Genomic DNA, 20,532 nt, shown 5'->3' on the forward strand with positions numbered 1-20,532 from the left:
CGCCATTTTTGTATTCAAACATAAAAATTGGACTGATGATTTTTAGTCATCAGTCCAATTTATTATAGAGCCATTTTGTTTTATTACCCTCTTACTATATATACTTTTATAGCATTAACTTACTGATTATAGAGTCATAAACTTGATTCCATAAGTCAGTATCTGATTTATATTTAGAAGTGATTTCATGATGTACTTCTTTTTCTTTATCCTCATAATTGTGTGCATCTTTAGGTGGTAGTTTTTCAGCTCTAAGTTGAGTAACAAATTCTTGGGCTTCACGAGCTCTAGGGCCCCAAACACTCACCTGTTCAAATTGATCATTCATAAAGATAAAGATTGGAATCGAGCGTGCTGTACCATTTGTTAAATATTGATCAATGAGATTTGTGTCTTCATCTCTATGGAATACGCGTACTTCTAGCTGTAGTGATTCACTTATACGCTTTAATATAGGTAAGTTCATCATAGCGTCGCCGCACCAATCTTCACTTATAACCAAGACTTTAGAATAAGAACTATCTTTAAGTTGATTGATTCTATCGTCAGACGAAGGTAGTGTGAATGCATTGTAAATTGTTAGTACATTATCTTTATTCACAGTCATGCTATCGATATATTCATCAAGTGGCTGACTATTATTAAAATATGTTTCTAAATTAGCCATAAATAAAACCTCCCCGTTAAATTTATATCATTATAACAATTTTTACTAAGAATGAATAATTATAAAACTTAAAATATATTAGTTTTATCACAATTAATAAGAACGTTAAAACAACGTTACAATTCTGTAAGAAATGATTGTAGTGGTTTAGATGTTTCTCAGTAAGTGGTTATGATATATTTAAGTTAATAAGAATAGAAGTGGTGGTACGGTTGCGCATTCAAAATCGATGGATAATCTTTAGTATTTTTACAATAATAGCTTTTATAGTGGTTACGTGTCTTACAATCTATAAAAATGAAAAAACAATTAATCTTACTGAAGTGAAGATAAATGATATTCAATTAAATGAACCATTTAATGAAAATGATTATGAGATAAATCATCACATAAAGTTGGATAGATACAAATTCTATAATGATAAAAAACATAAAGATTTAACTGTAAAAGTAAAAAATAAACACCAAACAGTAAAAGGGATCGTATTGATTAATGATCATGATGTAACAACAAACTTTGGTGTTAAAATTGGAGATAGAGTGGATCATGCAATCAATTATTTAGGTGATAATTATCGTAAAGATAAAGTAGGTAAGGGATATGATGCGTTAATTTATGTTGATAAAGAGCACCATATGAAGCTATCCATTTTATATAAGGATAATGTGGTTAAACGAATAGAATTTTTTAGTCGTTAAAAAGTGATACTTTTACAATGCACTTCAAAATAAGCTACTTTTCGATAAGATAGAGATAATTCAATTAAGAAAGTAAGTGAAATAATGGATAAGATTACCTTTTTAAATGAACTTGAATTAGAACTTGATGAATTACCAAGAAAAGAAAAAGATAAACTCATGGATGATTATGAAAATCATTTCTATGAACAAGAATCGAAAGGGAAATCAGAAAAAGATATTATATCGGATTTAAGAGAACCACATGATATAGGTAAAGAAGTTAAAGCCAAAGAAGCAATATCCTATGCTAAAGTAACACCTAACCTACGTAATATTATTAGGGCTATAATGGCTTCATTAAGTCTTGGCGTGCTTTCTTTTTTCTTCATCATCATCCCTATTGTAATATTTATAGCATTATTGATTGTAGTGTTTATATTCTCTGTTTTTTTAATTTCTCTTCCATTAATAATAATATCAATGAGTATCATTAAAGGGATTGTTGATTCGTTTAGCAATTTCTTATTTAGCATTTCATATGCCGGATTAGGTATCGTCTTATTTGTAGTTACCATGAAAATTACACAAAATTTATATCGACTTGTATTAAAATATTTAACTTGGTATATCCAAACGGTTAAAGGAAGAATTAAACAATGAAGAAGGCAATGATAACAGGCATAGTAATATTTGTAGGATTTTTCTTAGCAGCAACTTTAGTCTGGTTTGTGCATGATAAAGATGAATATAAAAAGCTAAAATATGATAGAGCATACAGTAATGTGAAAATGAATAATTTAAATATTGACAGCTATAATTCAGAACTCACAATTAAGCAAGGAGAACATTGTGGTGTTAAATATTATGGTGATAATGATGTTAAGGTATATCGCACAAAAGATACATTATATATAAAAGAGCATAAATCTGATAAGAGGGGTTATAGCGTTAATATTAATCCTTTTAATCAAAGTAAATCAAAAATTGAAGTTACACTTCCAAATAAAAACATTAATAATTTAGATGTATATTCAGGATTTGGAAATGTGAATCTTGATGGCATTAACGCGAAGAAAGGTTCGATTTATCAAGACAATAAATATTTAAAAATTCAAAATTCAAAATTTGATAATCTTTCCTTCAAGAGCGATGCTGGTGGAGTAAAAATTAAAAACAGTGATATCTTTAATAGTGAATTTAAGACAGGGGTAGGTAACGTCGAAGTAAATAATTCAAAGTTAAAAAAATCGTTATTTGTAAGTGAACTTGGTTATCTTAATTTCACAAACATGAATAGTGAAACAGATGTAAAAGGCTCAAGTAAGCTTGATTATATTCATTTGGACTATAAAGATGAACCTAAAAATACTTTATTAAAATTACACCCAGGTACAGGAGAGGCAAAAGTTGAAAATAAAGCTTTTAATAAAGGTAAGGTAGGAAATAGTAATAATGTAATTGAATTTTACACGGTAAAAGAAAATATCACAATAAAGTAAAATGATTGCCTACACAATAAGAGGCAATCACTTATATAAGTCGACGAACGATTTTAAAGTTCGTCTATTTTTTAATAATTTGCGAATGTTAAATCGGTATCAATTAGACCATTAAATTGTTGGATAGTTAACTCATTTCCATCTAACCAAGATTGAAAATTTATTGATGTGGGTGATTGATTTTCACCTAGTGTCATCCAAGCGGTTAAGTTTTGCGGTTCATACATTGAAGTGTGTATCGTACCTGACCAACTTTTAAATAATTTGCTATATATTTCGAATTTTGGATCATTAAATAATTTAAAAGCTGTATGTTTATCTAAGCTTTGTGAAGTTTGTGAGACAGTACGTTCTAGACGTTCACGTGATTCTTTTGTGTAATTTCGGTTTTCATGCGTTAAGATTTCGAAATGATTTGTACATACTTTATCATATCTGACATCAAAAGAACGTGGTGTAACCTCAACGATTGCGTGATTAAGCTTTCTATCCATTAAAATATAACTGAAAGAGCTTCTATGAGGGAGTTCTTTCAAGAATCTAACGGCTTCATCAACGTCTTTACAATATTCTAAAACAAGACGACCAATCATATAACATACAAAGCCATTAGCAGGGTGTTTACGATGCATAAAGTTATAGCCCATCGTCAAACCAGCTTCATTCATACCATCCATACGACCTGTTACTCTAGACGTAGGCCCAATTTGCGCTAGCCCTCCGTCATTAGGTTGGAATAATAAATATCTCCCATCGTATGTGGCAGGATGATAATCATAATTGCGCACCATAAAATCCTTACCTTGAAATACAGTACATCCACTTTCTTTTAAATCTGTGAAACGATAATGTGCAAAATTTAATATCATTTGTTTTGTAGGTAAGTTCAGTACTTCTTGCATACCCATTAACTCTTCCCATATTTCTGGCGCGTATGTTTGAAATACTTGATACGTTTCGTTAACATCTATATCAAATCGGGGCATACGTTTTTTCCATTCACGTTCACGATTTTGCAATAAGGGTGTTTGTTTTAGCCATAGCGCTGTTATGACCCCTAAATCATAATGCGATCCTCTAAACGTCATTATATCTGATTTCACTTGTTGCATGAGAAGGCCTCCTGAAAATTCTAAATATTGTAAAATAGCATTAATTGAAAACTAATATAATTATTATTATACTGAACATGATAGCAAGAAAAATTTAAAAAACAAGGAGGGGTACTATGTTTCAAGACGCTTATTTAAAAGTATATAACAAAGTAAAAGCTTGGTGGTTGTATTAAACTAATTTACAATTGAAAATTTATGAAGTTTTTGAATTTTGAAATTTATTTTATAGTTATTATTATAAGACGAAAAAAGGTATCTATTTAACCATAACAGTAAGTATGATAATATATAATATTGTAAACATACTTATATCTATTTAGAGGTGAAACATACATGTGGGATTTAATTAAAGGTTTATTCAAATTCTTATTAAGCTTAGTAGTTATTACATCAGTAGTAGTTGGTGTAGGTGTTGTAGCATTTGCTTACATCTTCAAGAAAGACTTTGAAGATATCGAAAGAAAAACTAAAGAAATCGTTTCAGATATCGAAAGTAATAACGCGTAATAATAGTAATTTAACCAGTGACTTCCGTTTTGAAGTTACTGGTTTTTTATTTCAATAAATTCAAACAATGATTAAGAATAATTGTCATAGACACCAATCTTTTAATAAAATAAAGGTAATTAGACAATAGGAGGTATTCTGATGACGACGAAGGGTTATATTGGTTCATACACAAAAAAAGAAGGTAAAGGTATTTACTTATTCGAATTAAATGAAGATAGTGGACAAATTAGTTCTGTTAATACTGGTTATGAGATTGAAGCATCTACTTATCTTGCTCAAACAGATGATTATTTATACGCAATCACTAAAGAAGGTGAACACTGCGGGGTAGCTGCTTTTAAAAAAGAAGCTTCTGGTTCGTTAACATTAATTAATAAATGCTTAGAATCTGTAGAGGGTACAGGTTGCTATATATCGGTATCATCTGACCACAATTTTTTATTTGAAGCAGTGTACGGCGCTGGTATCGCTAGAATATATCAATTGAATAAAGATACAGGTGAGATCATTAAGTTAATTCAAGAATTAAATCACGACTATCCACTTGGAAGTCATGAACGTCAAGAGCATTCACATGTCCACTATATAAATGAAACACCCGATTGCAAATATGTTGTAGCTACTGATTTAGGTACAGACAGAGTTGTAACTTATGAATTCAGTAATGAAGGTCTTAAAGAATACAAAGTTTCTAAATTTAAAGATCAAGATGGTCCAAGACATATTGCATTTCACAATAATGGTGAATATGCCTACATTGTTCATGAATTATCTAATTATGTTAGCGTAGCTAAATATAAAGATGGTCAATTTGAAGAACTAGAACGTCATTTAACTGTTCCTGAAGATTTTAATGATGACACTAAATTAGCGGCTGTTCGCTTATCGCATGATCAACAAACTTTATATATTAGTAACCGTGGTCATGATAGTATTGCGGTATTCACGATTACAGAGAATGGCGCGGGACTAAACCCTGTAGAAATCGTTAAAAGTGGGGACCAATTCCCAAGAGATTTTAATATTACTGAATCAGATGACTATCTAGTTTGTGCCCATCAAGAGGGTAATTATGAAATTACAGTTTTTAAAAGAGACACAAATACTGGTAAATTAACGCCAACAGATAATCAACAAATTGCACCTGAAGGTGTACATGTTAGTTTTATTTAAGTAAAATACTAAGCCACGGCAGTGTAAAATGTCGTGGCTTTTTGCAAATTTTTATAAGTTTTTAAAAAATGTTCTAATATATTTAAATTTACCTTTATAAGGCGGATACATAACACTTGAATCTAATCGCGTAGACCTAAAGATGTATGACTTGCTATGGCTAAAGGTTTGGAAAGTATATTTACCATGATATTGTCCAATGCCAGACATTCCGACACCACCAAATGGTAAATTAGGATTAGCAAGATGCATTAAAGTATCATTAATTGCACCGCCACCGAAAGATAATTCGTTTAATACACGGTGTGTAGTATTCTCATCTTCACTAAATAAATATAAACTTAACGGTTTAGCTTTACTCTGAATAATATCTACTGCCTCATTAAAATCATCATAAGTAATAATAGGTAATATAGGTCCAAAGATTTCATCTTGCATGATTTTAGAACTTGACGTAATACTATCTAAAATAGTTGGTTCTATATAGCGTGTTGTAGCATTTGCATTACCACCGAAAATAACATGGTTTTGGTGCACGTTAAGTAATTCATTTAAGCGATTAAAGTGTTTATCATTAACTATGCGACCAAAATCTGGACTTTCCTCTATGTTAGTACCATAAAATTCTTGAATACTTTGTTTAAGTGCTTCAACCAATTCGTTTTTGACCTTCTTATTAACTAATATATAATCCGGAGCCACACATGTTTGTCCTGCATTAGTAAATTTACCGAAACTAATACGATCACTAGCAACTTTAATATTAGCAGTATCATCTACAATAACTGGAGATTTACCGCCTAATTCAAGGGTAACAGGAACTAAATTTTTGCTTGCTGCTTCATACACGATTTGACCAACCTTGTCACTACCTGTAAAGAATATGTAGTCAAATGGCAGATTAATTAATGTTTGTGTTTCTTCTATACCACCCTCGATAACACCTATATAATCAGTAGTAAATACGTCTTCAATAATTTGACGAATGACCGTGGCAACGTGAGGTGTTAATTCAGATGGTTTTATAATAGCAGTATTTCCAGCTGCAATAGCCCCAATTAAAGGTTCAAATAGTAACTGTACAGGATAATTAAATGGACCAATGATTAATACTGTGCCATATGGTTCTTGTTTGATATAACTTTTTGCCGGAAACATAAATAGAGGTGTATCAACTTGTTTTGTTTTAGACCAATTTTTAAGTTCTTTTCTCGCAGTTTTAATACTTTTTAGTGTGATAGCAATTTCTGTGGCATATGCTTCAACAGGACTTTTTCCCAAATCAGTCTTTAGAGCATCTAGTAAATCATTTTCATGATTTTTAATACTTTTACTTAGAAGTTTTAATTGATGTTTTCGAAATTTTAAATCTTTCGTTTTATGTGTTTTGAAAAAAGCTTTACTTTCTTCAAATTGTTGCTCAATGCTTGGCAATGTGTGATACCTCCTAAATAGTAAAATCTATATTAAAGAATTAAATTAAAATAAATGATGTAATTCATCATATCTATACCCTAAATATTTTTCAATAAAAAACAGTTGAATGAAAAGATTCATTCAACTGCGTATATAAAGGCGATAACTAAATTGCCAATATGTTTTATTTAATTAGAGCATCTGTGATTTGAGGTACCACTTGTTTTTTACGTGATACAACGCCTGATAAGAATGCCATGCCATCATCTAATTGAACTTTAAATGCCTCGCCGACTTTATCTTTTTCAGCACCTACTACTAAGATTTTAGAATCACTATTAATAATGTCAGTAACTACTAATACAAATAAATCATACTTTTCATTAGCACTTGTTTCTAACATTGCTTTTTCAAGATCTTCTTTACGATTTAATACTTCATCAATGTCGACAGTATTTACTTGGGCAATGCGTGTAACATAGTCGCCCATATTAAATGATTTAGCATCCATGTCTAATAATTCCTCTGCAGATTTATCAGTAGTTGATGCACCAGCTTTTAACATTTCTAAGCCATATTCATCTAAATCAACATTTGCTAAATCTTTTAAATCTTTAGCAGCATTTACATCCTCATCAGTACAAGTAGGAGATTTGAATAATAAGCTATCAGAAATAATTGCTGAAATCATCAAACCTGCGATATGCGGTTTAATTTCAAAGCCACGTTCTTTGTACATTTTGTAAAGAATAGTAGCAGTACAACCAACTGGTTCTGCGCGGTACCAAAGCGGTGAAGCAGTTTCGAAATTAGCGATTCTATGATGATCCACAACGTGTTTAATCTCTGCGTCAGAAATTGTTTCAGCACTTTGTTGGAACTCATTGTGATCGACTAAGATTACTTCTTGACCATCTAAATTATCACTTAATAATTCTGGTGCTTTAACTTCAAAATGATCTAAAGCAAATTTAGTTTCAGGATTAATATCTCCTAAACGATATGGCGTCGCTTCAGAGTTACCAGTTAATTGTTCAAAATCAGCCATGATGATAGCTGATGCTATTGCATCTGTGTCTGGATTTTGATGTCCAAAAATATAAGTTTTTGCCATTGTTATTATCCACCCTTATCATTTAATTTTTCATCTTATTTTATCATGTTTCATTTAGCTACATCTACCTCTGCGCCTAATGAGTTTACAAAATGTCCTAAAGCCCATTTATGACCACTCTCATTGAATGAAGCAACACCATCTTTCGGAATAGTAATGTTATACCCCAAATTATAGGCTGAAACAGCAGTGTGTAAAATACAAATATCTGTACAAACACCCACAATTTCAATATCTTTTATATTTCTCTCTCTCAATAGACTATCTAGAGGTGTACCATAGAATGAATCATAACGACGCTTATTTAAATAATGAATATTACTGTTTCCACTAATGTTATTATAAAAGGCTTTAATCTTACCATATAATTCACGTCCTGCTGTGCCCTCAATATTGTGAGGAGGGAATAACTTTGTCTCAGGATGGAACATATCGTTCTCATAATGTAAATCCATCATAAAGAAAATATCTTGGCCTTCAGACTGATATGTCTCTAAACGTTTCAGTATAAAAGATTCAATATCTTGCCCAGGTTTACCACATGTTAATCGACCATCATCTGCAATGAAGTCATAAGAATAATCTACTACTATTAGTGCTTTTCTAGTCATAATCAATCTTCCTCTCTATTAAATGTTTGAGCTATTTAAAAATTGTATAATTATATAGAAACGATTAAATTATTACCTCATTAATCATTATATATATTATAGCTAATCCCATTCTAAAATGGTATATAGCAATAAAATAGGTTTGAAAGTTTAGATAGGGGATACGTTATGTTAATAAATGCTCAAGATTATGGATTAAAAGGATGTAATAAACGCAAAGACACTAAAGCAATACAACGAGCACTGAATAAAGCAAGATATGGTGAACACACTGTACTTATACCTAGCGGTACATATTATATTTCGAAAGCACTCATCATTTATGACTCAACAACTTTATTACTAGAAGATGATACGACATTACTAAGATGTGGTAAGGATGCACTTTTAAAAAATGGCCATCGTTTTGGTTTTTATAAAGGATATCAAGGTAATAGTCATATTTATATTAAAGGTGGAACGTTTGATATGAATGGCTCTAAATATCCATACAATAATACTGCGATGTCAATTGGACATGCAGAAGATATTCAATTAATAGGTGTAACAGTATTAAACGTAGTTGACGGACACGCTCTAGACGCTTGTGGTATCAATGGTTTGTATATCAAAAATTGCAATTTTAAAGGTTTTAATGATTTTGATGGGGATCGTTCATTTTCTGAAGCAATTCAATTAGATATTCAAGTACCTGGTGCGTTTCCTAAATTTGGGACGACAGACGGAACCATCACTAAAAATGTAGTCATTGAGAATTGTTATTTTGGGAATTCAGATGACCATCAAATGCGTCCATGGAATAGAGCAATTGGCTCACATGCAAGCAGGTATAATAAGTTCTACGAAAATGTGCATATAAAAGATAATTGTTTTGAGGGGACTGAAGACTATGCACTAACACCCCTAAAAGCTAAAAATATGATTATTTCACGCAATAAATTCAAAAATTGTAAAGGTGGTATTCGATTTTTAGGGGTAAAAGATGGAAAAAATGCTGCTGATCCTGTTACTGGCAAAGTCATGGAATCTCAAGCTGGTGAGAATTTCAGTGTGATTGGTAATCACTTTATTGGAGAAATGAAAAAAGATGCCATTCACATTAGAAGCTATAATAATGTAAAACATCAGCAAGTGTTTATCGCCGGTAATACTTTTGATAAAGCATCACAAACTATACATTTAGAAGATATAGAAGATTTAACCCTAAACCAGGGTGAAGATGTTACCATTAAAAAAATTAATGTAGACTGAGTAGAGATAATGTTTTCGAACACAACCCAACAATAAATAGCCAGTAAATACGTTTTGAAGACGCATTTACTGGCTATTTAATTTCGATACATCAGTGTTAAATAAGGACAAGACAGCAAATTTTTTATAATTTCGTCATAATGCCTTTCGATATTTATCTAATGGTGATTAAATGCACCTATAATTTTAACTTCAAAATCTAAAGTCTGTAATATTGTGATAACCTTATTGAGTTTTTCATTTTTCCCAATATCGGTTTGAACAAAAAATCTGTACATACCTAACTGCGTCTTAAGAGGTCTAGACTCAATCCATGACAAGTTAATATCAAATAAAGCAAATGTGTTAAGTATACTAGCTAATAATCCAGCTTTATCGTGTTTAGGTGTTATCAGTAATAGCGTACTAGAAGCAGATTCATTGTAGTGCTCGTTACTTTTTACTACTAAAAAACGAGTGACGTTATGTGGATAGTCTTGTATATGTGTATCTATCGGTTCGAAACCATATGACTCTCCGCTTCCTAATGGTGCAATAGCAGCGACATGTGTGTCAATTTTTTCTAAACTTTGAATCGTACTATCAACATAATCATATAAGAAATGATGTCGATGGATATATTGACTCGTTTGACTTATTGCAGGTGCAATGGAATAAACCTTTTTAATATCATCCAGTGAAGTACCTTTATTAGCGTATAAACCAAAATTAATATCTAAATGGATTTCGCCATGAGCGTATATATCTTCTTGTGCAAGTGCATCCGCAACAATATTAATAGTACCTTCAATTGAGTTCTCAATAGGTACGATACCTACAGCATCACTATGACTATTAACGGCTTTAATTACTTCATAAAGATTTGATTTAGGTGAATATGTAACTTCTTCCTCAGATAAATAAGTTTTTGCAGCTAAATAAGAAAATGTTCCCTTAGGGCCTAAATAATATAAACGCATCTTTGTTCGTCACCTCGTATTATCGAACACTAGTGAAATGGACATTTCATTGACTGTTTCTTTTTATAATGAAAATTAGGATCCTTGATTTCATTATTATAACCATGATGATAATTTGAAGTTAGGGTCGGTGAAAGTGGTGGGGCTAACCAAGACCATTTACCTGTGACATCACGGTTATTTGCTAGTTCCTTTTCTTCAAATAATTGAAATTGTTTTGATGCAGTAAGGTGATCAACAATAGAAACACCTTGAGATTTAAATGAATGGTATACAGCATAATTAAGTTCAACGAGTGTTCGATCTTTATTAAAAGAATTATTTTTTAGTGTACCAAATTCAAACGCTTCTGCAATACTTTCCAATAAATTATAGCGGTAAGAGTCAGTGAAATTGCGTACTGCAATTTCTGTTACCATATACCATCCATTAAACGGGGCAGTTGGATAAGTAATGCCACCAATTTTCAAATCCATATTAGAAATGATTGGAACACCATACCATTTTAAATTTAAATCCTTTAACTTTGGATAATGTTCATGTTCTATTTCAACTTCTTTTATTAATTCATGGGGTAACTCAAACCATTTTATAGAATCATTAGGTAATTGATAAATGAGTGGTAGTACATCGAAATCAGTACCTTTGCCTTTCCAACCTAAATGCTCAGCTAATTGTGTGATTTCACGTTCAGATGGATCACCGGCATGTTCATAACCAGCATATCTAATAAGTTGATTATTATAGATACGAGGTGCTTGATTAGGTGAAAAAATCGTTATATAAGGCTTGATCTTACCATTATTCGTCGCATGTTCAAGATGATGATTGATTGTATCTATAAAATCACGCTCATTATCAACGTTTCTAGCATCTTCTACATTTAAAGAATCCCAAAATAAGCGTCCAATACAGCGATTAGAGTTACGCCAAGCAAGTTTAGCGCCATACGACAACTCTTCCAAAGTATGCGTATATGTACCAGTATGTTCAATTTCTTTTTCTATCTCTTTTATTCTTTTATCAAAAATAGATGGATTGTAATTAAGTTCACGATACATCGTTTCGATAAAACTTCTTGCTTCTTCCAATAACATATAACCACCTCGGTTCATATTATAATCTAGACAATAAATTAACTCATTCAATTACATAGATTGTCACGAATTTGTCTTATTGATACTTATTTAAATTTTAATTGTATCAATAGGATGTGAATACGCACTTCTACTGAATTATGATAAAATGTACTAAAACATCGTTAGGAGAGATTGTGGTGTATCGTTACGAAGATGACAGTTTAATGTTACATAATGACTTATACCAAATTAACATGGCAGAGAGCTATTGGAATGATGGTATTCATGAACGAAATGCAGTATTTGATTTGTATTTTAGAAGTATGCCATTTGAGAGTGGATATGCAGTTTTTAATGGTTTAAAAAGAGTAATTCAATTTATTGAACATTTTCATTTTAGTGATTCTGATATTGAATATTTACAGTCAATAGGTTATAAAAATGATTTCTTAAACTATTTAAAAAATTTAAAGTTCACTGGTAATATTCGCTCAATGCAAGAAGGTGAATTGTGTTTTGGAAATGAACCATTACTTAGAGTGGAGGCACCATTAATTCAAGCGCAACTTATAGAAACCGTATTACTTAATATAATCAACTTCCATACATTAATTTCGACTAAAGCAAGTAGAATTCGTCAAGTAGCACCTGATGATACATTAATGGAATTTGGAACTCGCCGTGCACAAGAGTTAGATGCTGCGTTATGGGGGGCTAGAGCTGCTTATATCGGTGGTTTTGATTCTACTAGTAATGTGCGTTCCGGTAAATTATTTGGTATACCCGTTTCTGGTACGCATGCACACGCTTTAGTTCAAACATATGGTGATGAATATAAAGCTTTTAAAATTTATGCAGAACGCCATAAAAATTGTGTGTTCTTAGTTGATACGTTCCACACGCTTAAATCAGGTGTTCCTACAGCTATTAAAGTAGCGAAAGAACTAGGGGATAAAATCAATTTCATTGGTATCCGTTTAGATTCTGGAGATATTGCTTATTTATCTAAAGAAGCACGCAGAATGTTAGATGAAGCGGGATTCAAAGATGCTAAAATCATCGCATCTAATGACTTAGATGAACAAACGATAATGAGTTTGAAATCTCAAGGAGCTAAAGTTGACTCATGGGGTGTAGGTACGAAATTAATTACTGGTTATGACCAACCAGCACTTGGTGCAGTATATAAACTAGTAGCAGTTGTAGATGACAACGGCCGATATGTTGATAGAATTAAACTGTCCAACAATGCAGAAAAAGTGACAACACCTGGTAAGAAGAAAGTGTATCGCATTATAAATACTAAAACAGGTAAAGCAGAAGGCGACTATATTACTCTAGAACATGAGAATCCTAATAATGAAAAACCTTTAAAAATGTTCCATCCAGTTCACACGTATAAAATGAAACATATCAAACACTTTGAAGCGATTGACTTGCATCATTCAATCTTTGAAAATGGGAAACTTGTTTACCAATTACCGAGTGAAAAAGAGGCACAAGAATACTCTAAAAAGGCATTATCTAAATTATGGGATGAAAATAAACGTTATTTAAATCCTCAAGAATACCCTGTGGATTTAAGTACAGCTTGTTGGGACAACAAACATAAGCGTATTTTCGAAGTTGCAGAACACGTAAAAGAGATGGAGGAAGACAATGACTAATTTACAAGATATTGTAGTCAATGAAATGAAAGTGAAGAAACATATTGATAGTGAACAAGAGTCACGTGAAATTATTCAATTTATTAAAAGCTATGTGCAATCACATTCATTTATTAAATCTTTAGTGTTAGGTATTTCTGGTGGTCAAGATTCTACTTTGACTGGTAAATTAGCTCAGCTAGCAGTTGAAGAATTACGTAATGAAGGGCGAGATTGTCAATTTATTGCTGTGAAATTACCATATGGTGTGCAGAAAGATGCAGAAGAAGTTGAAGATGCATTAAACTTTATTCATCCCGATGAAATCATTACTGTCAATATTAAACCTGCTGTTGATCAAAGTGTTAAATCTTTAAACGAGGCTGGTATTGAATTAACAGATTTTCAACGTGGTAACGAAAAAGCACGTGAACGTATGAAGGTTCAATTTTCAATCGCATCAAATCGTAGTGGTATTGTTATTGGTACGGATCATTCTGCAGAGAATATTACAGGATTTTATACTAAGTACGGTGATGGTGCTGCTGATATCGCACCTATCTTTGGTCTAAATAAAAGACAAGGAAGACAGCTACTTAAATATTTGAACGCACCAAAGCATTTATACGAAAAAGTTCCCACAGCAGATTTAGAGGATGATAAACCACAATTACCTGATGAAGAAGCTTTGGGTGTTACTTATGATCAAATTGATGACTATTTAGAAGGTAAACGTATATCTAGTGAAGCCCGTGATACGATTGAAAATCACTATGTCAAAAATGCACATAAACGTGAATTAGCCTATACGCGTTATACTTGGCCTAAAAATTAAAAAAAGATTTTCTAGTGACAAAATAAAAATTCACTGATAAAATTATTTCGATTTTAGATATCCATGTAAGAAAAGGGGATTAGTATGTCAGTGATAACTTCAAATCCATGGTCAATGGTATTAGCGATATTCGTCATCAACGTTTTTTATGTTACATTTTTAACAATGCGTACAATATTAACGTTAAAAGGTTATCGTTATATGGCGGCTGCAGTAAGTTTCCTTGAAGTGTTAGTATATGTAGTTGGTCTTGGTATGGTAATGTCTAGTTTAGACCAAATTCAAAATATCTTTGCTTATGCGTTTGGTTTTTCGATTGGGATTTTAGTAGGTATGAAAATTGAAGAAAAACTCGCATTAGGTTATACAGTCGTAAATGTAACCTCATCAGAGTATGAAATTGATTTACCAAATGAGTTAAGAAATTTAGGTTATGGTGTTACACACTATGCAGCACATGGTCGCGATGGTAGTCGAATGGTAATGCAGATTTTAACGCCAAGACGTTATGAACGTAAATTAATGGAGACAGTACGAAATTTAGATGAGAAAGCGTTTATTATAGCGTATGAGCCAAGAGCGATTCACGGCGGTTTCTGGACTAAAGGCGTTCGAACTCGAAAAGTAAAAGCATACGAAGTAGAAGAAATAGAAAGTGTTGTGGAGCATGACGATGAAGTTCAAAGTAAATGAAAATGAAACAATCTCAGAATGTTTAACACGTATGCGTGAAGAAGGCTATATGCCAGTTAAACGAATTGAAAAACCTATATACACTGAAGATGAAAAAGGTAATGTAGTAGTATTAAGACAGGATATTCAATTTGTTGGTAAAAAGCTTTGATTTAATAATATAAATTACAACTCAAATTAATTTTATTAAGAGTGAAAAGAAGCTAAAGTACAACTTCTTTTTACTCTTTTTATTATCGGATTATTGTTAGATAAGTGTATTATTTAGATAAAATCCATTATACTAAGTTTGTAAAAAAAGATTTATACATTTGATTAATTATCTGTTAAACTAAAAATGAAGTTTTAAAAACGAACTTTTCCCAATAATTTACGTTTAATGTACAGTTTTGAATTATAAATTTATACATAGAATAGGAGATTAGAAATGATTGATCGTTATTCAAGAGAAGAAATGGCAAATATTTGGACTGATCAAAATAGATATGAAGCTTGGTTAGAGGTTGAAATCTTGGCCTGTGAAGCTTGGAGTGAATTAGGCCACATTCCTAAAGAAGATGTAAAAAAAATAAGACAGAACGCTAAAGTAGATGTGAAACGTGCTCAAGAAATCGAACAAGAAACAAGACACGATGTTGTGGCATTTACTAGACAAGTATCGGAAACGTTAGGTGACGAACGTAAATGGGTTCATTATGGCTTAACTTCTACAGATGTAGTTGATACAGCGCTAAGTTATGTTATAAAGCAGGCCAACGAAATTATTGAGAAAGATATTGAACGTTTCATAAAAGTTTTAGAAGAGAAAGCTAAAAATTATAAATACACATTGATGATGGGGCGTACACATGGTGTACATGCTGAACCGACTACATTTGGTGTTAAAATGGCATTATGGTATACAGAAATGAAACGTAATCTAAAGCGTTTCAAAGAGGTACGTAAAGAAATAGAAGTTGGTAAAATGAGTGGTGCAGTTGGTACATTTGCTAACATTCCTCCTGAAATAGAACAATATGTATGTGACCATTTAGGCATTGATACTGCATCCGTTTCTACTCAAACATTACAACGTGACCGTCATGCATACTATATCGCTACACTAGCACTAGTAGCTACATCTCTTGAAAAATTTGCGGTAGAGATACGTAATTTACAAAAAACAGAAACACGTGAAGTTGAAGAAGCATTTGCAAAAGGTCAAAAAGGGTCATCAGCTATGCCTCATAAAAGAAATCCTATTGGTTCAGAAAATATAACAGGTATTTCAAGAGTGATTCGAGGTTACATTACAACGGCTTATGAAAATGTGCCTTTATGGCACGAACGTGATATTTCTCACTCTTCAGCTGAACGTATCATGTTACCAGATGTTACAATTGCTTTAGATTATGCTTTAAATAGATTCACTAATATTGTTGATAGACTAACTGTTTTTGAAGACAACATGAGAAATAATATCGATAAAACATTTGGACTAATCTTCTCACAACGTGTATTACTAGCGTTAATTAATAAAGGCATGGTTCGTGAAGAAGCATATGATAGAGTGCAGCCTAAAGCAATGGAATCTTGGGAAACTAAAACACCATTCCGTCAATTAATAGAAAAGGATGAGTCTATCACTAATGTGCTTTCTAAAGAAGAATTAGATGAATGTTTCAACCCTGAACATCATTTAAATCAAGTTGATACAATCTTTAAACGTGCAGGTTTAGAGTAATAAGTTAACGGTTTTCAATAAAAATACTACACTTTAACTATTTAATGCGTTAAAATGAGATTATATTGAAAACGGATTATAGGGGTTGTTTGAGATGCAAATAGAGAAATTACGAGGACAAGCGTTAGATGAACTTTTTGATGCGATTCTTACACTTGAAAATAGAGAAGAATGTTATCAATTCTTTGATGATTTATGCACTGTCAATGAATTACAATCATTATCTCAAAGATTACAAGTTGCTAAGATGATTAAACAAGGGTATACTTACGCAACAATCGAAAAAGAATCTGGTGCTTCTACAGCAACAATATCTAGAGTAAAACGATCATTACAATGGGGTAATGACGCATATACAATGATATTAGAACGATTAAATATAGAAACAAAAAAATAATATTACGTTTAACATATATTTATAAATTGAAATGCTCCCTTCAAAATTGACAATAATTTGGATATTTTGATGGGAGCGTTCTGTTTTATATTGAATTTATACAGGCTAATAGTAAGTAAACAACTTTTAATTTACTTAATTTTTAACAAATAAACTTATAAGATATTAGGTCTTTCGTTCTTTAATAGACAGTATAGATTCTAATGATTCTGTTTAGAATTGGTACACTAAAAATGATATAATTTAGTGTATGTTAAAAAAAGGAGTTAAAGGATTATGTATGACATTAAAGCGTGGCAACATGTGTTTAAATTAGATCCCGCCAAAGAAATAAGTGATAATGATTTAGATGCACTATGTATGTCAGATACTGATGCTATCATGATTGGTGGCACAGATAATGTTACCGAAGATAATGTCATTCATTTGATGAGTAGAGTAAGAAGATATCCATTACCATTAGTCCTCGAAATATCTAATATTGAGAGTATTATTCCTGGTTTCGATTTTTATTTTGTACCAACAGTTCTAAATAGTCAGGATACTACATATCATAATGGAATGATGCATAAAGCTCTAAAGCAATTCGGATTCATGGTTAATTTTGATGAAGTCGTATTAGAAGGGTATTTAGTTTTAAATCCTGATAGTAAAGTAGCAAAATTAACGCAATCAAATACTAATATAGATATTGAAGATGTAGAGGCATATGCGCAAATGGTTAATGAGATGTACAAACTACCGTTGATGTACTTAGAATATAGTGGTCAGTATGGCGATGTTGAAAAAGTGGAAGCCGCATCCAGATTATTAACAAATACACAATTGTTTTATGGCGGTGGCATTACATCTATAGAACAAGCCAGAGAGATGGCACAATATGCTGACACTATTGTAGTAGGTAATATTATTTATGACGATATTAAAAAGGCTATTAAAACAGTAAAAATAAAAAAGGAGTCTAATAAATGAATTCATTAGTTAATAATATGAATAAAGAGCAAAGTGAAGCGGTAAGAACTACAGAAGGTCCATTACTAATTATGGCCGGCGCTGGTTCAGGTAAAACGAGAGTATTAACACATCGTATCGCCTATTTATTAGATGAAAAAGACGTTTCTCCTTACAATATATTAGCAATTACTTTTACAAATAAAGCAGCTAAAGAAATGAAAGAACGTGTTGAACAATTAGTAGGAGAAGAAGCACAAGTGATTTGGATGTCTACATTCCACTCTATGTGCGTAAGAATATTAAGACGTGATGCAGATAGAATAGGCATTGAACGTAATTTTACTATTATTGATCCTACTGACCAAAAATCCGTCATAAAAGACGTTCTAAAAAATGAAAATATTGACAGTAAACGCTTTGAACCAAGAATGTTTATTGGGGCGATAAGTAACTTAAAAAATGAACTTAAAACACCAGAAGATGCAATAAATGAGGCTAATGACTTCCATTCGCAAATGGTAGCTACTGTTTATAGTGGATACCAACGTCAATTGACTCGAAATGAAGCACTTGATTTTGACGATTTAATTATGAAAACAATTCAGTTGTTCGAACGCATTCCAGATGCACTTGAATATTATCAAAACAAATTCCAATATATTCACGTAGACGAATATCAAGATACAAATAAAGCACAATATACATTAGTAAAGTTGTTAGCTAGTAAATTTAAAAATCTTTGTGTAGTTGGTGACTCAGATCAGTCAATTTATGGTTGGAGGGGTGCAGATATTCAAAATATCCTATCTTTTGAAGAAGATTACCCTGATGCTAAAACGATATTTTTAGAACAAAATTATCGTTCTACAAAGACCATCCTAACTGCTGCAAATGAAGTCATTAAACATAACTCAGAAAGAAAGCCTAAAGGTCTGTGGACTGCAAATACTGGTGGCGAAAAAATTAAATATTATGAAGCAATGACTGAGCGTGATGAAGCTGAGTATGTGGTTAGAGAAATAATGAAACACCGTAAAGCTGGAAAAGATTATAGTGATATGGCAATACTTTATAGAACCAATGCACAGTCACGTGTTTTAGAAGAAACATTTATGAAATCTAATCTTCCTTATACGATGGTTGGAGGCCAAAAATTCTATGACAGAAAAGAAATTAAAGACTTATTAAGTTATTTGAGAGTAGTAGCTAATAGTAATGATGAAATTAGTTTACAACGCATAATCAATGTTCCAAAACGAGGGATAGGACCTTCATCAGTTGAGAAAATTCAACGCTATGCGAATGATAACAATATAAGTATGTTTGACGCATTGGCAGAAGTAGATTTTATTGGTCTTTCAAAAAAAGTAACTCAAGAGTGCATTAAATTTTATGAACTAATTCAAAACTTAATTAAAGAACAGGAATTTTTAGAGGTAAGTGAAATTGTTGTTGAAATATTAGATAAATCTGGGTATAGAGATATGCTTGAACGTGAACAAACACTGGAATCACGTAGTAGACTTGAAAATATAGATGAATTTATGTCTGTGCCTAAAGATTATGAAGAGAATACACCATTAGAAGAACAATCCTTGATTAACTTTTTAACGGATTTATCACTAGTAGCAGACATCGATGAAGCTCAAATTGAAAGTGGCGTAACCCTTATGACAATGCACTCGGCGAAAGGTTTAGAATTTCCAATTGTGTTCCTTATGGGAATGGAAGAATCGCTATTTCCACATATACGTGCAATTAAGAGTGATGATGACCACGAAATGGAAGAAGAACGTCGGATTTGTTATGTAGCAATAACAAGAGCTGAAGAAGTTCTATATATTACGCACGCGACGTCTAGAATGTTATATGGACGCTCACAATCTAATATGCCTTCTAGATTTTTACGTGAAATCCCGGAAGATCTATTAGAAACACCATCTAAGCAGCAGCGTCAAACGATTACCCCAAAAACTTCAACCAAACAACCTAAGCGTGGATTTAGCAAACGTACAACGTCTTCTAAAAAACAAGTTTCTGCTTCTGATTGGAAAATAGGAGATAAAGTTACGCATAAATCATGGGGTGAAGGCATGGTAAGTAACGTTAATGAGAAAAATGGCTCAGTTGAATTAGATATTATATTTAAATCAGAAGGACCAAAGCGCCTGTTAGCTCAATTTGCTCCAATCGAGAAAAAGGAGGATTAA

21 protein-coding genes are annotated in these 20,532 nt (G+C 31.9%); 14 read left to right on the forward strand and 7 right to left on the reverse strand.

Translation table 11 applies throughout. The features are described 5' to 3' along the window. Nucleotides 1-106: 106 nt before the first annotated feature. Nucleotides 107-667 (reverse strand): thioredoxin family protein, encoded by a 561-nt coding sequence (locus AC1RRU_RS09005; RefSeq protein WP_011275332.1) that lies wholly within the window; start codon nucleotides 665-667, stop codon nucleotides 107-109. 212 nt (nucleotides 668-879) lie between these two features. On the opposite strand from AC1RRU_RS09005, the gene AC1RRU_RS09010 reads away from it, so the two are divergent. From AC1RRU_RS09010 to AC1RRU_RS09020, 3 genes are all read left to right on the forward strand, one after another. Next, the gene (locus tag AC1RRU_RS09010) at nucleotides 880-1,365 is read left to right on the forward strand and encodes a hypothetical protein (RefSeq protein WP_011275333.1); all 486 of its coding nucleotides are present in this window, start codon (nucleotides 880-882) and stop codon (nucleotides 1,363-1,365) included. Between the two features lie 84 nt (nucleotides 1,366-1,449). Next, a complete protein-coding gene (locus AC1RRU_RS09015) occupies nucleotides 1,450-2,007 on the forward strand; it encodes an HAAS signaling domain-containing protein (RefSeq protein WP_046464813.1) in 558 nt (185 codons plus the stop codon). Then, nucleotides 2,004-2,846: a DUF4097 family beta strand repeat-containing protein gene (locus tag AC1RRU_RS09020; protein ID WP_049426421.1), complete on the forward strand. Its 843-nt coding sequence runs from the start codon at nucleotides 2,004-2,006 to the stop codon at nucleotides 2,844-2,846. Before AC1RRU_RS09015 ends, AC1RRU_RS09020 begins: the two co-directional genes overlap by 4 nt. A gap of 71 nt (nucleotides 2,847-2,917) precedes the next feature. Here AC1RRU_RS09020 and AC1RRU_RS09025 read toward each other — a convergent pair whose 3' ends face one another. Beyond that, on the reverse strand, nucleotides 2,918-3,958 hold the full coding sequence (locus AC1RRU_RS09025) for a C45 family autoproteolytic acyltransferase/hydrolase (protein ID WP_011275336.1): 1,041 nt from the start codon (nucleotides 3,956-3,958) through the stop codon (nucleotides 2,918-2,920). 336 nt (nucleotides 3,959-4,294) lie between these two features. Between AC1RRU_RS09025 and AC1RRU_RS09030 the strand changes: the two genes are divergently transcribed. Further along, on the forward strand, nucleotides 4,295-4,468 hold the full coding sequence (locus AC1RRU_RS09030) for a hypothetical protein (RefSeq protein ID WP_011275337.1): 174 nt from the start codon (nucleotides 4,295-4,297) through the stop codon (nucleotides 4,466-4,468). Between the two features lie 141 nt (nucleotides 4,469-4,609). Continuing rightward, nucleotides 4,610-5,644, forward strand: a complete 1,035-nt coding sequence (gene pglS / locus AC1RRU_RS09035; protein WP_011275338.1) for a 6-phosphogluconolactonase — start codon at nucleotides 4,610-4,612, stop codon at nucleotides 5,642-5,644. A gap of 51 nt (nucleotides 5,645-5,695) precedes the next feature. Here pglS and AC1RRU_RS09040 read toward each other — a convergent pair whose 3' ends face one another. The 3 genes from AC1RRU_RS09040 to AC1RRU_RS09050 form a co-directional block, all read right to left on the reverse strand. Beyond that, entirely contained in the window at nucleotides 5,696-7,078 is a 1,383-nt protein-coding gene (locus tag AC1RRU_RS09040) for an aldehyde dehydrogenase (protein WP_493196571.1), read from the reverse strand. A 166-nt stretch (nucleotides 7,079-7,244) separates the two neighbouring features. Then, complete coding sequence (locus AC1RRU_RS09045) at nucleotides 7,245-8,174, reverse strand: manganese-dependent inorganic pyrophosphatase (RefSeq protein WP_016931031.1); 930 nt, start codon at nucleotides 8,172-8,174, stop codon at nucleotides 7,245-7,247. A 50-nt stretch (nucleotides 8,175-8,224) separates the two neighbouring features. Beyond that, on the reverse strand, nucleotides 8,225-8,785 hold the full coding sequence (locus AC1RRU_RS09050; RefSeq protein ID WP_011275341.1) for a cysteine hydrolase family protein: 561 nt from the start codon (nucleotides 8,783-8,785) through the stop codon (nucleotides 8,225-8,227). Between the two features lie 168 nt (nucleotides 8,786-8,953). Between AC1RRU_RS09050 and AC1RRU_RS09055 the strand changes: the two genes are divergently transcribed. After that, nucleotides 8,954-10,036, forward strand: coding sequence for a glycosyl hydrolase family 28-related protein (locus AC1RRU_RS09055; protein ID WP_048667939.1), 1,083 nt, complete (start codon nucleotides 8,954-8,956; stop codon nucleotides 10,034-10,036). 158 nt (nucleotides 10,037-10,194) lie between these two features. Here AC1RRU_RS09055 and AC1RRU_RS09060 read toward each other — a convergent pair whose 3' ends face one another. Both AC1RRU_RS09060 and AC1RRU_RS09065 read right to left on the reverse strand, forming a co-directional pair. Beyond that, nucleotides 10,195-10,995: a prephenate dehydratase gene (locus AC1RRU_RS09060; RefSeq protein ID WP_011275343.1), complete on the reverse strand. Its 801-nt coding sequence runs from the start codon at nucleotides 10,993-10,995 to the stop codon at nucleotides 10,195-10,197. A gap of 29 nt (nucleotides 10,996-11,024) precedes the next feature. After that, the gene (locus AC1RRU_RS09065; RefSeq protein WP_016931030.1) at nucleotides 11,025-12,092 is read right to left on the reverse strand and encodes a nitric oxide synthase oxygenase; all 1,068 of its coding nucleotides are present in this window, start codon (nucleotides 12,090-12,092) and stop codon (nucleotides 11,025-11,027) included. Between the two features lie 179 nt (nucleotides 12,093-12,271). Here AC1RRU_RS09065 and AC1RRU_RS09070 point away from each other — a divergent pair, with 179 nt between their 5' ends. The 8 genes from AC1RRU_RS09070 (at nucleotide 12,272) to pcrA (ending at nucleotide 20,532) form a co-directional block, all read left to right on the forward strand. Then, the gene (locus tag AC1RRU_RS09070) at nucleotides 12,272-13,741 is read left to right on the forward strand and encodes a nicotinate phosphoribosyltransferase (protein ID WP_016931029.1); all 1,470 of its coding nucleotides are present in this window, start codon (nucleotides 12,272-12,274) and stop codon (nucleotides 13,739-13,741) included. Beyond that, nucleotides 13,734-14,555, forward strand: a complete 822-nt coding sequence (nadE, locus tag AC1RRU_RS09075) for an NAD(+) synthase (RefSeq protein WP_493196573.1) — start codon at nucleotides 13,734-13,736, stop codon at nucleotides 14,553-14,555. Before AC1RRU_RS09070 ends, nadE begins: the two co-directional genes overlap by 8 nt. A gap of 84 nt (nucleotides 14,556-14,639) precedes the next feature. After that, nucleotides 14,640-15,248: a DUF2179 domain-containing protein gene (locus tag AC1RRU_RS09080; protein ID WP_011275347.1), complete on the forward strand. Its 609-nt coding sequence runs from the start codon at nucleotides 14,640-14,642 to the stop codon at nucleotides 15,246-15,248. Beyond that, the gene (locus AC1RRU_RS09085; protein WP_011275348.1) at nucleotides 15,229-15,399 is read left to right on the forward strand and encodes an NETI motif-containing protein; all 171 of its coding nucleotides are present in this window, start codon (nucleotides 15,229-15,231) and stop codon (nucleotides 15,397-15,399) included. The genes AC1RRU_RS09080 and AC1RRU_RS09085 overlap by 20 nt, the downstream gene beginning before the upstream one ends. Before the next feature lie 276 nt (nucleotides 15,400-15,675). Next, on the forward strand, nucleotides 15,676-16,971 hold the full coding sequence (gene purB / locus AC1RRU_RS09090; RefSeq protein ID WP_011275349.1) for an adenylosuccinate lyase: 1,296 nt from the start codon (nucleotides 15,676-15,678) through the stop codon (nucleotides 16,969-16,971). A gap of 94 nt (nucleotides 16,972-17,065) precedes the next feature. After that, nucleotides 17,066-17,368, forward strand: a complete 303-nt coding sequence (locus AC1RRU_RS09095) for a YerC/YecD family TrpR-related protein (RefSeq protein WP_011275350.1) — start codon at nucleotides 17,066-17,068, stop codon at nucleotides 17,366-17,368. Nucleotides 17,369-17,644: 276 nt separating this feature from the next. Then, nucleotides 17,645-18,340 carry a heptaprenylglyceryl phosphate synthase gene (gene pcrB, locus AC1RRU_RS09100; protein WP_011275351.1) on the forward strand — a complete coding sequence of 232 codons (696 nt, stop codon included), beginning with the start codon at nucleotides 17,645-17,647 and terminating at the stop codon, nucleotides 18,338-18,340. Further along, nucleotides 18,337-20,532 (forward strand): DNA helicase PcrA, encoded by a 2,196-nt coding sequence (gene pcrA / locus AC1RRU_RS09105; protein ID WP_011275352.1) that lies wholly within the window; start codon nucleotides 18,337-18,339, stop codon nucleotides 20,530-20,532. Before pcrB ends, pcrA begins: the two co-directional genes overlap by 4 nt.

Source organism: Staphylococcus sp. GW821-FHT11H10 (assembly GCF_058807855.1).

Excerpts from the sequence above, each read along its gene's own strand:
- AC1RRU_RS09005 (WP_011275332.1), bottom strand. The coding sequence starts at position 667 with ATGGCTAATTTAGAAACATATTTTAATAATAGTCAGCCACTTGATGAA.
- AC1RRU_RS09015 (WP_046464813.1), top strand. The coding sequence starts at position 1,450 with ATGGATAAGATTACCTTTTTAAATGAACTTGAATTAGAACTTGATGAA.
- AC1RRU_RS09020 (WP_049426421.1), top strand. The coding sequence starts at position 2,004 with ATGAAGAAGGCAATGATAACAGGCATAGTAATATTTGTAGGATTTTTC.
- AC1RRU_RS09025 (WP_011275336.1), bottom strand. The coding sequence starts at position 3,958 with ATGCAACAAGTGAAATCAGATATAATGACGTTTAGAGGATCGCATTAT.
- AC1RRU_RS09030 (WP_011275337.1), top strand. The coding sequence starts at position 4,295 with ATGTGGGATTTAATTAAAGGTTTATTCAAATTCTTATTAAGCTTAGTA.
- pglS (WP_011275338.1), top strand. The coding sequence starts at position 4,610 with ATGACGACGAAGGGTTATATTGGTTCATACACAAAAAAAGAAGGTAAA.
- AC1RRU_RS09045 (WP_016931031.1), bottom strand. The coding sequence starts at position 8,174 with ATGGCAAAAACTTATATTTTTGGACATCAAAATCCAGACACAGATGCA.
- AC1RRU_RS09050 (WP_011275341.1), bottom strand. The coding sequence starts at position 8,785 with ATGACTAGAAAAGCACTAATAGTAGTAGATTATTCTTATGACTTCATT.
- AC1RRU_RS09055 (WP_048667939.1), top strand. The coding sequence starts at position 8,954 with ATGTTAATAAATGCTCAAGATTATGGATTAAAAGGATGTAATAAACGC.
- AC1RRU_RS09060 (WP_011275343.1), bottom strand. The coding sequence starts at position 10,995 with ATGCGTTTATATTATTTAGGCCCTAAGGGAACATTTTCTTATTTAGCT.
- AC1RRU_RS09065 (WP_016931030.1), bottom strand. The coding sequence starts at position 12,092 with ATGTTATTGGAAGAAGCAAGAAGTTTTATCGAAACGATGTATCGTGAA.
- nadE (WP_493196573.1), top strand. The coding sequence starts at position 13,734 with ATGACTAATTTACAAGATATTGTAGTCAATGAAATGAAAGTGAAGAAA.
- AC1RRU_RS09080 (WP_011275347.1), top strand. The coding sequence starts at position 14,640 with ATGTCAGTGATAACTTCAAATCCATGGTCAATGGTATTAGCGATATTC.
- AC1RRU_RS09085 (WP_011275348.1), top strand. The coding sequence starts at position 15,229 with ATGAAGTTCAAAGTAAATGAAAATGAAACAATCTCAGAATGTTTAACA.
- purB (WP_011275349.1), top strand. The coding sequence starts at position 15,676 with ATGATTGATCGTTATTCAAGAGAAGAAATGGCAAATATTTGGACTGAT.
- AC1RRU_RS09095 (WP_011275350.1), top strand. The coding sequence starts at position 17,066 with ATGCAAATAGAGAAATTACGAGGACAAGCGTTAGATGAACTTTTTGAT.
- pcrB (WP_011275351.1), top strand. The coding sequence starts at position 17,645 with ATGTATGACATTAAAGCGTGGCAACATGTGTTTAAATTAGATCCCGCC.
- pcrA (WP_011275352.1), top strand. The coding sequence starts at position 18,337 with ATGAATTCATTAGTTAATAATATGAATAAAGAGCAAAGTGAAGCGGTA.